12 protein-coding genes and 1 riboswitch are annotated in these 12,622 nt (G+C 75.0%); of the genes, 4 read left to right on the forward strand and 8 right to left on the reverse strand.

Annotated elements, in window-relative coordinates; genetic code table 11:
• Positions 1–17: 17 nt before the first annotated feature.
• Together surE and GA0074696_RS10410 are read right to left on the reverse strand one after the other, a co-directional pair.
• Entirely contained in the window at positions 18–842 is an 825-nt protein-coding gene (surE, locus tag GA0074696_RS10405; RefSeq protein WP_088960907.1) for a 5'/3'-nucleotidase SurE, read from the reverse strand.
• Complete coding sequence (locus tag GA0074696_RS10410; protein ID WP_172894245.1) at positions 839–1,816, reverse strand: PfkB family carbohydrate kinase; 978 nt, start codon at positions 1,814–1,816, stop codon at positions 839–841. Before GA0074696_RS10410 ends, surE begins: the two co-directional genes overlap by 4 nt.
• A gap of 127 nt (positions 1,817–1,943) precedes the next feature.
• On the opposite strand from GA0074696_RS10410, the gene GA0074696_RS10415 reads away from it, so the two are divergent.
• Positions 1,944–2,423, forward strand: coding sequence for an SRPBCC family protein (locus tag GA0074696_RS10415; RefSeq protein ID WP_231925321.1), 480 nt, complete (start codon positions 1,944–1,946; stop codon positions 2,421–2,423).
• 12 nt (positions 2,424–2,435) lie between these two features.
• Here GA0074696_RS10415 and GA0074696_RS10420 read toward each other — a convergent pair whose 3' ends face one another.
• The 5 genes from GA0074696_RS10420 to GA0074696_RS10440 form a co-directional block, all read right to left on the reverse strand.
• Positions 2,436–2,942, reverse strand: coding sequence for a hypothetical protein (locus GA0074696_RS10420; RefSeq protein ID WP_088960909.1), 507 nt, complete (start codon positions 2,940–2,942; stop codon positions 2,436–2,438).
• A gap of 117 nt (positions 2,943–3,059) precedes the next feature.
• Positions 3,060–4,118 carry a coiled-coil domain-containing protein gene (locus GA0074696_RS10425; protein ID WP_088960910.1) on the reverse strand — a complete coding sequence of 353 codons (1,059 nt, stop codon included), beginning with the start codon at positions 4,116–4,118 and terminating at the stop codon, positions 3,060–3,062.
• A 4-nt stretch (positions 4,119–4,122) separates the two neighbouring features.
• A riboswitch (cyclic di-AMP (ydaO/yuaA leader) is annotated at positions 4,123–4,254 on the reverse strand.
• A gap of 141 nt (positions 4,255–4,395) precedes the next feature.
• A complete protein-coding gene (locus GA0074696_RS10430) occupies positions 4,396–5,310 on the reverse strand; it encodes a cation diffusion facilitator family transporter (protein ID WP_088964479.1) in 915 nt (304 codons plus the stop codon).
• 190 nt (positions 5,311–5,500) lie between these two features.
• Entirely contained in the window at positions 5,501–7,618 is a 2,118-nt protein-coding gene (locus tag GA0074696_RS10435) for a HelD family protein (protein WP_088960911.1), read from the reverse strand.
• A 132-nt stretch (positions 7,619–7,750) separates the two neighbouring features.
• Positions 7,751–8,743: an alpha/beta fold hydrolase gene (locus GA0074696_RS10440; protein WP_088960912.1), complete on the reverse strand. Its 993-nt coding sequence runs from the start codon at positions 8,741–8,743 to the stop codon at positions 7,751–7,753.
• Positions 8,744–8,889: 146 nt separating this feature from the next.
• Here GA0074696_RS10440 and GA0074696_RS10445 point away from each other — a divergent pair, with 146 nt between their 5' ends.
• Positions 8,890–9,504: a carbonic anhydrase gene (locus tag GA0074696_RS10445; protein ID WP_088960913.1), complete on the forward strand. Its 615-nt coding sequence runs from the start codon at positions 8,890–8,892 to the stop codon at positions 9,502–9,504.
• Between the two features lie 95 nt (positions 9,505–9,599).
• Here the strand turns inward: GA0074696_RS10445 and GA0074696_RS10450 are convergent, their stop codons facing one another.
• A complete protein-coding gene (locus GA0074696_RS10450; RefSeq protein WP_088960914.1) occupies positions 9,600–9,929 on the reverse strand; it encodes a hypothetical protein in 330 nt (109 codons plus the stop codon).
• Between the two features lie 317 nt (positions 9,930–10,246).
• Here GA0074696_RS10450 and GA0074696_RS10455 point away from each other — a divergent pair, with 317 nt between their 5' ends.
• Positions 10,247–10,738: a DUF3145 domain-containing protein gene (locus GA0074696_RS10455; RefSeq protein WP_088960915.1), complete on the forward strand. Its 492-nt coding sequence runs from the start codon at positions 10,247–10,249 to the stop codon at positions 10,736–10,738.
• Between the two features lie 96 nt (positions 10,739–10,834).
• Positions 10,835–12,562 carry a glycoside hydrolase family 3 protein gene (locus GA0074696_RS10460; protein ID WP_088960916.1) on the forward strand — a complete coding sequence of 576 codons (1,728 nt, stop codon included), beginning with the start codon at positions 10,835–10,837 and terminating at the stop codon, positions 12,560–12,562.
• The last annotated feature ends 60 nt before the right edge of the window (positions 12,563–12,622 follow it).

A 12,622-nucleotide genomic window follows, 5' to 3' on the forward strand; every position in this document is an offset into this window, starting at 1 on the left:
CCCCACGTGGCGGACGGTCAGTCGCCGCCCAGGCCGGAGAGGTCCACGTCGGCGACCTCGGTGACCGCCCGGACGGCGGTTACGGAGGCGTACCCGGCGGCCAGCAGGGCCAGGTCGGTGCCGGGCTGCACGGCCTGCCCCGGCTCCTCCAGCGAGGTCCGCACGAAGCCGTGCCCCGCCTCGGCCACCGTCATCTGCACCTGGCCGAAGCTGGCCAGGGTGGCCCGCCGCACGCCGCGCAGCCGCCCGTGCGGCAGGTCCGGGGCGTTGACGTTGAGCACGCTCTCCACCGGACCGGCGGTCAGCCGGGGCAGCAGGTCCAGCGCCACCCGGGCGGCGGTGTCCCAGTGCCGCTCCGCGTCGCGTACCCGGGCGGCGGCGGAGACCGCCGCGCCGCCGCTGACGGCGGTGGCCTCGCCGACCGAGAGCACGTCCAGCGAGACGGCCATGGCGCGGCAGCCGTTGGCGGCGGCGGTGAAGGCCGCGCCGACCGTGCCGGAGTGCAGCACCGCCCGGCCGGCGTTGGCGCCCCGGTTGATCCCGGAGAGCACCACCGTCGGCGGCGGCCCGAAGGCCCCGTGCACGGCGATCAGCGCGATGAAGCCGGGCGAGCCGCCGACCCCGTACGCGGGCACCCCGGGCAGCTCCGGCAGCGGATGGTCGCGCACCACCACGTGCCCCTCCCGCTCCACCGCGGTCATCGAGGCGCTCGTGCCGCTCGCCTCCTCCAGCGGAGCGGCCACCACCACGTCCAGGCCACGCTCGGCCGCCGCCCGGGCCAGCGCCAGGATGCCCGGCGCGGCGATCCCGTCGTCGTTGGTGACCAGGACCCGCAGCGTCACCGGTCCACCGCCCGGTCGGCCAGCTCGTCCGGGGTGGTCCGCTCCTGCGGTCGGCTGCCGGCCGGCACCAGGCGGACCCGGTCGACCAGGCCGGCGATGGTGTCCAGCCGGCCGGTGCCCAGCCCGTGCCGGGTGACGTTCAGCGCCCCGGCGGCCGCGCCGGTGCGGATCGCGGTACGCACGTCGCCGCCGCCGGCGACCACGGCGGCCACCCCGGCGGTCATCGAGTCGCCGGCCCCGCGCGGGTCGGCCGCCTCCAGCCGGGGCATCTCCACCTCGAACACCTCCCCGTCCACCAGGGCGAGCGCCGGCCGGTCGGCCCGGCTGACCACCACGTTCTCGGCGCCGGAGGCGTGCAGGTCGTACATGGCCCGGGTGAGTTCGTCCTCCTCCGCGCCGGTGGACCGCCCGTCGGCGATCAGCTCCTCGTGACTGACCTTGAGGAAGAACACGCCGCTGGCCAGCACGGCGGTCAGATGCTCGCCGGCGAGGTCCACCACCACCCGGCCGCCGTTGGCGCCCAGGTCGGCGGCGAACCGGCGGTAGAGGTCGGCCGGGACGAGCGAGGGTTCGTTGGGGCCGCTGAGCACGCTCACCGGGGCCCGCAGCCCCTCACCGAGCGACAGGTTGTAGAGCTCGTCCAGCTCGTGCCGGCTCAGCGGCGCGCCGACCACGTCGACGATCTCCTGCCGGGTGCCGTCGCGCCGGTCGTGCACGTAGCCGCCGCTGCACGAGTCGCGCCACACCACCCGCAGGTCCACCCCCTCGGTGGCCAGCAGCGGCTCCAGCACCTGCCCGATCTCGCCGCCGAGGGTCGTGCAGAGCACCACCGGCACCCCCAGCGACATGATCATCCGGGCCTGCCAGACGCCCTGCCCGCCCGGGTGCAGGTGCAGTTCCGGCTGCTCGCTGGGCTGGTCGACGGTCACGGTCAGCCGTGGCGTCGGCGCGAAGACCATCACGTGCCCGCTCATCCGTCGTACCTGTCCATGCCCCGCCTCCCGTGGCCGTCGCCGGCCGGGTTCCCCGCCCGGGCACCGTCATGCCGCCTGCGATTGCCAGCCCGGCCGTCGTACGGGACGATCGGGCGACCGACGAGGGGTGGAGGATGGAGTGGTCCGGCGCGAGTCGTTCAGCTACACGGTGCAGGCGCGCTGCTCACGGGCGGACGCGGTGGCGCTGTTGAGCGATCCGGCCCGGCAGGGGGAGCTGCATCCGCTGATCGTCCGGGTGCGCCAACTGCCGACCCGCCCGGGCGCGCGGGCCAGCTACGCCATCACCGACCGGCTGGAGCTGGGGCCGCTGCGGTTCCCGGTCACCTACCAGGCCGACGTCCTGGTGATCTCCGACGACGAGATCGTCACGGTGGCCCGGCAGCAGCCCGGCACGACGGTGCGCAACCACACCCGGCTGCAGGAGGAGGGCGACGTGCTGCGGATCGACGTGGAGATCACCCTCTCCGCGCCGGCACCGCTGTTCGGGTACGCGTTCCGTCAGGCCCGCGCCGCGCACCTGGGCCTGGCCAGCCGGCTCGGCGCGGTGCTGGACCGGAAGGCCGACGGCGGCCCGGTCCCGAACTGACGCCCCGTCCACTCAGCGGCGGCCGGCCGGCGTCGCCGCCGTCCGGCGGGGCGGTGGGACGGCCCGGCGGTTGCGGCCCCACGGCTTCCAGGTGGAGATCACGGTCATGGTGACCAGCAGGCCGGTGGAGACCGCCGGCGCGACCACCACGTCGATGCGCTGGTGTGCGGTGGCGTCGGGTCCGGCGGCGGCGCGCAGGTTCGGCGTCAGCGCGAACAGCACCAGGCCGATCATCACCGTGGTGAGCACCAGCTTGACCACCACCCAGCGCCAGCGCAGCAGCCCCCAGGGGGTCAGCAGCGCGCTGGTCACGCCGACCACCCAGACCAGCACGCTCAGCGGCGCGAAGAGCCAGGTCGCCACCAGCGCCGCCGCCGGGTAGACCACCCCCGGGTCGGCGCCGCGCAGCCCGGCGATGCCGAGGGTGAGCAGCACGAGGTCCGCGCCGAGCCAGCCCAGCGCGGTCACCAGGTGCAGGGTGAGCAGGGTCTTGCGGCCGTCGGGGGAGAGTCGGGTCATGCCTCGATGCTCGCCCGGCCGGCGCGCTGCGTCGTGGGCCGGTCGACGACATCCCGGGTACGTCGACGCGCGTACGGCGGGGCCCGTCCGCCTCGGACGGGCCCCGCCACGGGTCGGTCAGTAGACCGACAGGTGCACGTGGTTGGTGTGGTCGCTGGACGGGTCCCCGCCGGCCCCGCTGTACGACTTCCACCCGCTGCTGGGCAGCCAGATCTGCCGGTACCAGATCACGTAGAGCACGGCGAGCCGGTCGGAGTTGCGGATGAAGTACGCGGCCAGGTTGTTGCCGTACGTCTTGTCGCCGCCGGTCGCGTCGCCGCCGAAGCCGCTCTGCTGCGCGGCGAAGTCGCAGGCCCGGCCCTTGGGGTGCTCACCCGACCCGCTGGGCCGGTAGCAGGAGACGTACCGGGTGAAGCCGGCCGCCTGGGCCTGCTGGAGCGCGTTGAGCATGCGCGGGGTGATGCAGCCGTTGGCCGGGGTGGGGTCGTTGACGCTGCACGACTCCGCGGGCCAGGAGCCGTCGGGGTTGCGCGGCGCCGACCTGGCGGTGGCGGTGGAGGTGCCCCGGGTGGAGCCGCTGTCGCCGGTGGCGGGCTTGTCGGCGGCGGCCACCGCCAGCGCCCGCTCGGCCTGCTGCTTGCGCTTGGCCATCACCGCGATCTGCTTGCGCTGCTCGACGATCTCCTGGTCGAGCGCGGCCCGGGTGCGGGTGGCCTCGTCGCGGGTCTGCATCAGGTTGCGCAGCTCCCGGTCCTCGTTGGAGGCGACCGTCTCCAGCGCCGCCGCCCGGTCCAGGAAGCCTTCGGGGCTGGAGCTGTTCAGCAGCGCCGACACCGGCCCGAGCCGCCCGGTCCGGTACGCCACGCCGGCGATCTCGCCGACCTTGCCCTGCCGGACGGTCAGCTCCGACTCGATGGTCTTGAGCTGGTTGCCGAGCTCCTGCTGCCGCTTGGTGGAGCGTTCCAGCGCGGCCTTGGCGTCGATCCAGCCCTTGCTGGCCGCGTCGAGCTGGGCGCGCAGCGCCGGGGTGCCGCCCTCGTCGTCGTCGCCGGGAGCGGCGGCGAGCCGGGTGGCGGGGGGAGTGGCGGTCGCCGGGACCGGCGCGGACGACACCCCGAGGGCGAGCGTCGCGACGACCGCGGCCGCCAGCCGTGCGGTGGTACGTCGTACGTGCATGCACATGTCCTTCCGTCAGCCGCCGACCGGGTTAGCTGACGGGTTCGGGACGGAAGATCCCTACCGCTGACGCGGATGCACCCCACGAACATGGTTCCCCGGCTCGCCCTGGCAGGCGATTAGGCGGCGGCCACCGCCGGCACCGGAGGGTGCCGCCTGGCGGAGGCCGGAACCGAGCCTACCGGTACGGATGTGACACCCGCCCGTTTCGTGACTGAGGGTACTGGAGTGAACCATGGTGTAGGTGACACAACGGGACAATAGGTGTCCGGTTTCGTTACCACTCGACCTGCCCGCAGGCGCCGGGGGCGGCCCCCGGCTCGATCTGGAGGGTGGCGTGCTCGATGTGGAAGTCCTCGTGCAGGGCGGTGCGGGCGGCGGCGAGCACCGTGCCGACCTCGGCGCCGGGGACCATGGTGAGGTGGGCGGAGGCGACCTCCATGCCGGAGGTGAGCGTCCAGACGTGCAGGTCGTGCACCTCGGCGACGCCGGGGACGGCGGTCAGCCGGTCGTGCACGGCGGTCACCTGGAGGTGCTCCGGGGCGGCCTGGACCAGGATGCGCACCGCCGCCCGGCCGAGCCGCCAGGTGCGGGGGAGGATGAACAGGCCGATCGCGACCGCCACCGCCGGGTCGGCCCACCACCAGCCGGTGCCGGCGATGAGCAGCGCGGCCCCGATCACGCCCAGCGAGCCGAGCAGGTCGCCGAGCACCTCCAGGTACGCGCCGCGCAGGTTGATGCTCTCCCGCGCCCCCGCGCGCAGCAGCGCGAACGCGACCAGGTTGGCCAGCAGGCCGAGCACCGCCACCGCCAGCATCGGCCCGGTCCGCACCGCCGGCGGGTCGCCGAACCGGCGGACCGCCTCGATCAGCACGTAGATCGCCACCCCGCTGAGCAGGACGGCGTTGGCGAGCGCGGCCAGCACCTCCAGCCGGTAGAGCCCGAAGGTGCGCTGCGGGTCCCGGTCGCCGTGCCGGGTGGCGGTGATGGCGGCCAGCGCCATGCCGATGCCGAGCACGTCGGTGAACATGTGCCCGGCGTCGGAGAGCAGGGCGAGCGAGCCGGTGCCGAACGCGGTGACCGCCTCGACCACCATCAGCGCGGCGAGCAGCGCGAAGGCCGCCCAGAGCCGCCCCCGGTGGCGGTGCGCCGCGTTCGCGACCGACCCGTGGTGGTCATGACCTGCGCCCACGCCCACACCCTCCGTCGCACCGGCGGCCCGAACCCAATCTATGCTCACATCGCTATGTATGCAACTAACTCCGCACGCACCCTTCACGGGCCGCACTTTCAGAGAAAGCGTGGCTGTTCCGCGCGCGAAGGCCCCTCTTTCTCTGAAAGTGCGGGCTCGAGGGCGCGACGCGCGGGGGCGGGGGTGAGGGTCAGGGGGTGGGGTCGATGGTGGTGAGGCGCTGGGTGGCGCGGGAGAGGGCGACGTAGAGGGTGCGCACGCCGGAGCCGGGGTCGGCCCGGATCTCGCTCGGGGCGATCAGCACGACGCCGTCGTACTCCATGCCCTTGGCCTGGAGGCTGGTCACCACCTGGAGCCGGGAGCCGCCGCGCCCGGCCAGCCAGCCGGCCACCTCGTCGCGGCGCGGCACCGGCGTGATCACGCCGACCGTGCCCTCCACCTCGGTGAGCAGCGCGTCCACGGCCTGCACGGTCGCCGCCGGCAGCCCGTCGGCGGCGACGGTCAGCGTGACCGGCTCCACGCCGGTGGAGCGGACCGCCGTCGGCAGCTCCAGTTCGGGGTAGAGCCGGCGGATCTCCGCCGCCGCCACCGCGAAGATCTCCGCCGAGTTGCGGTAGTTCGTGGTCAGCGCGAAGCGGTTCCGCCGGCGTCGGCCGAGCGCCTGGTCCCGGGCCCGGTCCAGCTCCTGCGGGTCACCGGTCCAGGCGGTCTGCGCCGGGTCGCCCACCACCGTCCAGGAGGCGAGCCGGCCGCGCCGGCCGACCATCCGCCACTGCATCGGCGAGACGTCCTGCGACTCGTCCACCACCACGTGCGCGTAGTCGCGGTAGTCCTCCGGCCGTTCCCGGGCCGCCGCCCGGGCGGCCCGCTGCCGGTCGGCGAACGTGCTCAGCTCGCGCACGCCGCCGGCCAGCTGGTACGGGTCGCGCTTGGCCCGGGCCGGCCGCACCGGCTTGCCCAGCAGCGCGTCCAGCTCGTCGAGCAGGGCGATGTCGGCCACCGTCAGCCCCTGCGCGTCCAGCGTCCGGTACGCCTCCACCAGCAGCGTGGTCTCCGCCCGGGACAGGATGCCGCCGACGTACCGGCGCAGCCGCTCCGGCCGGGCCAGCCAGCCCAGCACGTGCCGCGGGTGCAGCCGGGGCCACCACGCCTTGAGGAACTCGCGGAACTCCGGCCGGTCGATGATCTCGTCCTCGAAGGCGCGCTGCTCCGGCAGCCGGGTGACGGCCAGCCGGCGGGCCTGGGCGTACAGCGCCGCGAGCACCGCGTCGAAGGCGACCCGCCGAACCTCGTTGCGGCGCGCGCCCCGGGACAGCGCCCGGTCCCGGACGCCGTCCAGCTCGCGGCGCTCCAGCCGGAGCAGCTCACCCCGGTAGAGCAGGCGCAGCTCGCCCGGCCCGTCCGGCACCGCGTCGCGTACCGCCCGCTCCAGGACCTTCCGCATCCGCAGCGAGCCCTTCACCGCCGCCACCTCCGGCGGGTCCGTCCGGGTCGCCGACATGCCCGGGAAGAGCGAGCCCAGCGAGTGCAGGGTGCCGGTCTCCTCGCCGAGCGAGGGCAGCACCGAGGCGATGTACTCGACGAAGACCGAGGACGGGCCGACCACCAGGATGCCGCCGCCGGCGTACCGGCTGCGGTCGGAATAGAGCAGGTACGCCGCCCGGTGCAGGGCGACCGCCGTCTTGCCGGTGCCCGGGCCGCCGGAGACGATGGTGACCCCGGAGCCGGGGGAGCGGATCGCCTCGTCCTGCTCCCGCTGGATGGTGGCCACGATGTCGCGCATCCCCCGGCCGGTGGCCCGGGACAGGGTCGCCAGCAGGGCCCCGTCACCGACCACGGCCAGCTCGGCCGGCGCCGACTCCGGGTCGAGCAGGTCGTCCTCGATCCGGGTGACCTTCTCGGCCGACGACTGGATGGTGCGCCGCCGCACCACGCCCAAGGGCTCGGCCGGGGTCGCCTGGTAGAAGGCCGCGGCGGCCGGGGCGCGCCAGTCGACCACCAGCGTCTCGGCGTTCTCGCCCCGCACGCCGAGCCGCCCGACGTGCAGCACCTGGCCGGTCCGCAGGTCGAGCCGGCCGAAGACCAGCCCCTCGTGCTCGGCGTCCAGCACGTACCGCCGCTGGGCGGCGTGGAACACCATCGCGTCCCGCTCGACCAGCGCGCCGAAGTTGCCCACCCGGGCCAGCCGGTAGCCCTCCTTCTCGGCCTGCGCCGCCGAGCGGCGCAGTTCGGCCAGGCGGGTGTACACCCGGTCGAGATGCCGCTGCTCGGCGGCGATCTCCTGCTCCAGGGTGGTCTGGTCGGTCAACGTGACGGCTCCTGTGCGACGGCGGCGGCCGGGCGCGGGCGCACGCCAGGCGGAATGAGGGTACGGGCAGCCCGCCACCCCCCTTCCGGGCCGTACCGCGTCCCGCGACGTCCGCCACCCTCCACGGGCCGCTCAGCCGGCCGGGATCGGCTCCGTCGCGCCCGTCGTCGTCGGCTCGGTCGGGCTGATCTCCGTGGCGGCGGTCTCGGTCGGGCCGACCTCCGGCGCGCCGGCCAGCACCCGGTCCAGCACCCCGGCCAGCGCGGCGTTCACCTCGTCCGGCCGCTCCATCATCAGCATGTGCCCGGCGCCCGGGCAGACGGTCAGCTCGGTCACCGGCAGCGCGGCGGCGATCGACTCCGCGCAGGGCGGCGGGGTGAGCCGGTCCCGGTCGCCGACCAGCGCCGCCGCCGGCAGGTGGGCCAGCTCGGCCAGGGTCTCCAACCGGTGCTGGGCGCCGATCGAGGCGCGGAACCCGCCGATCGAGCGCAGCGAGGCGCGGGCCACCGCCGAGGTGACCAGGCGGATGTCGGACGGGTCGCAGCGGTCGCCGAAGAGCATCCAGCGGATGCTGGGCCGCAGCGCGCGCAGCAGCGCCCGTGGCGGGCGCCAGGAGCCGCAGCGGGCCAGCACCCCGGCGCCGGTGGTCTCGGCGATCCGGATCAGCCGGGCGATGCGCGGCGACAGCCCGTAGACCGTGTGCGTGTGCCCCTCGGCGGTGGTCGAGACGAAGACCAGCCCGGCGGTACGGGCGGCGAAGTGCTCGGGGTGGCGGTGGGCGTACTCCATCACGGTCATCCCGCCCATCGAGTGCCCGACCAGCACGACCCTGCCCGTCGGGGCCACCGCGTCGAGCACCGCGGCGAGGTCGTCGCCGAGCTGGGCCACGGTCGCCGTGCGCAGGGCCATGCAGCTGGACCGGCCGTGCCCGCGGGCGTCGTAGGTCACCACCCGGACCCGCCGGCCGAAGCGGGCCGTCAGGTCGGCGAGCTGCCGGTGCCAGGCCCGCCCGTCCAGCGTCCAGCCGTGCAGCATGATCACGGTGACCTCGGCGTCCGCCGGCCCGGTCACCTCCACGTGCAGGCGCACGTCGTCGGGAAGCCGTACCTGCTGCTGCTCCGACATCGTGACCTCCCCGGGCCGTCCGGTCCCCTCGTACCGGGTTAACCCGGCGGTAACACCGGCTACCCGTCATGACACCACGCCAACCGTGGTGGTGAGAAGATTCGCATCCCGCCCCGCCAGGCCGGATCCGTGACCAGGCTGGAGGCATGACCGGTTCGAGCGCGGGAGCGGCGCGGACGCCCCGGGCCGCGCTGGCCGAGCTGCTGACCGGCAACCGCCGCTTCGTCAGCGGGCAGCCGGTGCACGGCCACGACGTCACCGCCGCCGCGGCCGTCGCCTCCGGCGACCAGCAGCCGTACGCGGTGCTGCTGGGCTGCATCGACTCGCGGGTGCCGCTGGAGGCGATCTTCGACCAGACCTTCGGGTCGATCTGCGTGATCCGCACCGGCGCGCACGTGCTGGACCGGGCGGTCTGCGGCTCCATCGAGTACGTGGTGGGCCAGCTCGGGGTGCCGCTGGTGATGGTGCTCGGCCACGAGCGGTGCGGGGCGGTCGCCTCGGCGGTGGACACCCTGCGCACCGGGGAGCGGCCGGGCGGCTCGCTGGCGTACCTGGTGGACCAGATCGCCCCGGCGGTGACCGAGGTGGGGGCGGACGACCCGCGGGCGCACCCGATGGCGGTCCGCCGGCACGTGCTGCGCACGGTCGCCGCCCTGCGCGCCGACGACCTGCTCACCGGGCCGGTCGCCGAGGGCCGGGTGGACGTGGTCGGCGCGGTCTACGACCTGGCCACCGGCGAGGTCACCCTGCTCGACCGCTGACCGGTCCCGGCCCCGGCCACGCGTACCCGGGACAGACGGAACCGCCCGCCGGGGTGACCCGACGGGCGGTTCCAGGTGGCGCTTGGGGGGAGGGCTCAGCCCTCGAAGACGCCGGCCTCGACGAGGCGCTTCTCGGTCTTGTCCCAGCCGTCGCCCGGGTGGGTGGCGGCGAGGTTGTTGATCTCGGCGCGGATCTTGGCGGCGTGGCCGGCGGCGGCCAGCACCCGGATCTCCTCGACGAAGGCGTCCGAGTCGGTGCGCAGGTGCGCGGTCTTGCCGTTGGTCAGGTTCCGCACGTAGGCGTGCTTGCCGCCGTTGAGCGGGATGAGGTACTTGAACTCGCCCAGCACGCTGAGGGCGCCACCCTGGCCAGCCTGGCCGGCCCGGACTGACGCGCGCGCGGTCTTAGAGGTGTTGCTCGCCACGGAGGTACTCCTTGCAAGACGTACGGGAGGACGGAAAAACGTCCGGGGGCTGTATGCGGGAGACGCCCGATGAGCCTCGGCCCGCGAAGATGTACGACGGCGCAGAACCGCCCAGAGAACTGTACACGAACACGATGCCTGGTCGGCCACCGTGCCTGTCCGGAGAGCACAACCGGGTCACCGGTCCGGGTATTTCCCCCGGCGAATTTTCCGATTCCCTGGCGAACCATCTGTCACAGAGTCATCATGTGTTGCAGGAACCACTCGGGTGGTCGAGGTCGTAGGGGAAGACGCACCTCGGTCTCCGGGAGGTCACCGTGCCAACGCGTGGCGTCGTATACGTCCACTCGACCCCGCTCGCCGTGTGCTCGCACGTCGAGTGGGCGATCGCGCGCGTCCTCGCCGCGCCGGTCAACCTGCAGTGGACGGGCCAGCCCGTCGATCCCGGCGCCCGCCGGGCCGAGTGCGGGTGGACCGGTCGCCCCGGGACGGGCGCCGAACTGGCTGCTGCCCTCCGGCAGTGGCCCATGATCCGTTTCGAGGTCACCGAGGAGCCCAGCCCGGGCGCCGACGGTGAGCGCTTCATGTACGTCCCCGGCCGTGGTCTGTTCCGCGCCACCGTCGGCGCGGCCGGCGACATCCAGCTCGGCGAGGACCGGCTGCGCAGCATCATGGCGACCGCCCGCGCCCCGGAGGCGCTGGCGCACGCCCTGGACAAGGCGCTCGGCACCGCCTGGGACGCCGAGCTGGAGCCCTACCGGTACGCCGGGGACGGTGCCCCGGTGACGCTGCTCACCCGGGTCGGCTAGGCCCGGGCTTCGCGCCCGGACACCCGGTGGGGGACCGGCACACCCCACCGGCCGGCGCCCGGCTCCGGTTGCCGCGACGAGTCGGCAGCGGGTTTGATGGGCCGCGTGCCGACCTCTCCGCGACGTGCCGGCGTCGCCCTCGCCGCCCTGACCGCGCTGCTCGTCTCCGGGTGCGCGACGGAGCCGGAACAACCGGGCCTGGCGCCGAGCCCGTCGGCCTCCGCCACGCCCGGCCCGACCGCCACCCCGGCGGCCGACCCGGCCGCCCGGGCCGCCGCGCTGGTCGGCACGCTCGCCGACGAGGACCTGGTCGGCCAGGTGCTGATGCCCTACGCGTACGGCAGTTCCGCCACCGACGTCACCGCCGCCTCGGCCGCCGGCAACCGCGCCCTCGCCGGGGTCGACACCCCCGCCGAGATGGTCGCGAAGTACCGCCTGGGCGGGGTGATCCTGGTCGGCTTCAGCGCCGACGACCCGACCTCCGGCAACCAGGCCACCACCAACGTCGACAACCCGGCCCAGGTGCGCGACCTCACCACCGGGCTGCGCGCCGCCGCGGCGAAGCTGCCCGCCGGGGCGGCACCCTTCCTGATCGGCACCGACCAGGAGTACGGCGTGGTGACCCGGATCACCGACGGGGTGACCACGCTGCCCAGCGCGCTGGCCGCCGGGGCGGCCGACGACCCGGCGCTGACCGAGGCCGCCTGGCGGGCTGCCGGCGCCGAACTGGCCGCGATGGGGATCAACCTGGACTTCGCCCCGGTCGCCGACGTGCTGGCCACCCGCAGCACGGTGATCGGCTCCCGCTCCTTCGGCGCCGACCCGAAGCGGGCGTCCGCCCAGGTCGCCGGCGCGGTGAAGGGCCTGCAGAGCGCCGGCGTCGCGGCCAGCGTCAAGCACTTCCCCGGCCACGGGCTCAGCGCCGCCGACTCGCACAAGGACCTGCCGGTGATCGGCCAGCCGCGCAAGGAACTCGACGCCACCGCGTTCCCGCCGTTCACCGCCGGCATCGACGCCGGGGCGATGGCGGTGATGTCGGCCCACCTCGACGTCAAGGCGGTCGACCCGGGCACCCCGGCCACCTTCTCCCGCAAGCTCCTCACCGACGTGCTGCGCGGGCAGCTCGGCTTCCGGGGCGTGGTGATCACCGACGGGATGAACATGGCGCCGGCCAAGCGCTGGTCGCCGGGCGAGGCCGCGGTCCGGGCGCTGCTGGCCGGCAACGACCTGATCCTGATGACGCCGCACGTCGGTCGGGCGTACGACGGGCTGCTCGCCGCGCTGCGCGACGGGTCGCTGCCCCGGCCCCGGCTGGTCGAGGCGGTCACCCGGGTGCTGACCATGAAGTTCCAGCTCGCCGACCGGCCCGCCCCGGCGATGTCCACGCTGAACAGCGCGGAGCACCGCAGGGCGGCGCAGGCCCTCGCGGCGGCGGCGGTGACCGTGCTGCGCGGCTCCTGCGGCGCCCCGGTCCGCGGCCCGGTGACCGTCACCTCCTCCGCCGGCCGGGACCGCACCCGGGCCGCGCTGACCGAGGCGCTCACCGCGGCCGGGGTGCCGGTGGCGCCGAGCGGCGGCACCAAGGTGCACCTGGTCGGCTACGGCGACGGCGCGGACGACCTGAGCGCCGACGCGGCGGTGACGGTGGCCATGGACACCCCGTACGTGCTGGAGAAGGCGAAGTCGCCGACCCTGCTGGCCACCTACTCCTCCAGCCGTACCTCGATGACCGCCCTCGCCGACGTGCTCGCCGGCCGGCAGCGGCCGGGCGGCCGGTCGCCGGTGCGGGTGCCGGGGCTGCCGGCCACCACCTGCCCGGCCTGAGGTCTCCCACGACCGGCCCGGGCGGTGCCCGTCCGGCTGATAGCGTGCGGTGGTCCACCA

The sequence above is a fragment of the Micromonospora purpureochromogenes genome, assembly GCF_900091515.1.
GTDB classification, from domain to species: Bacteria; Actinomycetota; Actinomycetes; order Mycobacteriales; family Micromonosporaceae; genus Micromonospora; species Micromonospora purpureochromogenes.

Bases quoted from the DNA above. Each gene is read 5' to 3' on its own strand.
- GA0074696_RS10410 (WP_172894245.1), bottom strand. From the start codon at position 1,816: ATGAGCGGGCACGTGATGGTCTTCGCGCCGACGCCACGGCTGACCGTG.
- GA0074696_RS10420 (WP_088960909.1), bottom strand. From the start codon at position 2,942: ATGACCCGACTCTCCCCCGACGGCCGCAAGACCCTGCTCACCCTGCAC.
- GA0074696_RS10425 (WP_088960910.1), bottom strand. From the start codon at position 4,118: ATGCACGTACGACGTACCACCGCACGGCTGGCGGCCGCGGTCGTCGCG.
- GA0074696_RS10440 (WP_088960912.1), bottom strand. From the start codon at position 8,743: ATGTCGGAGCAGCAGCAGGTACGGCTTCCCGACGACGTGCGCCTGCAC.
- GA0074696_RS10445 (WP_088960913.1), top strand. From the start codon at position 8,890: ATGACCGGTTCGAGCGCGGGAGCGGCGCGGACGCCCCGGGCCGCGCTG.
- GA0074696_RS10460 (WP_088960916.1), top strand. From the start codon at position 10,835: ATGGGCCGCGTGCCGACCTCTCCGCGACGTGCCGGCGTCGCCCTCGCC.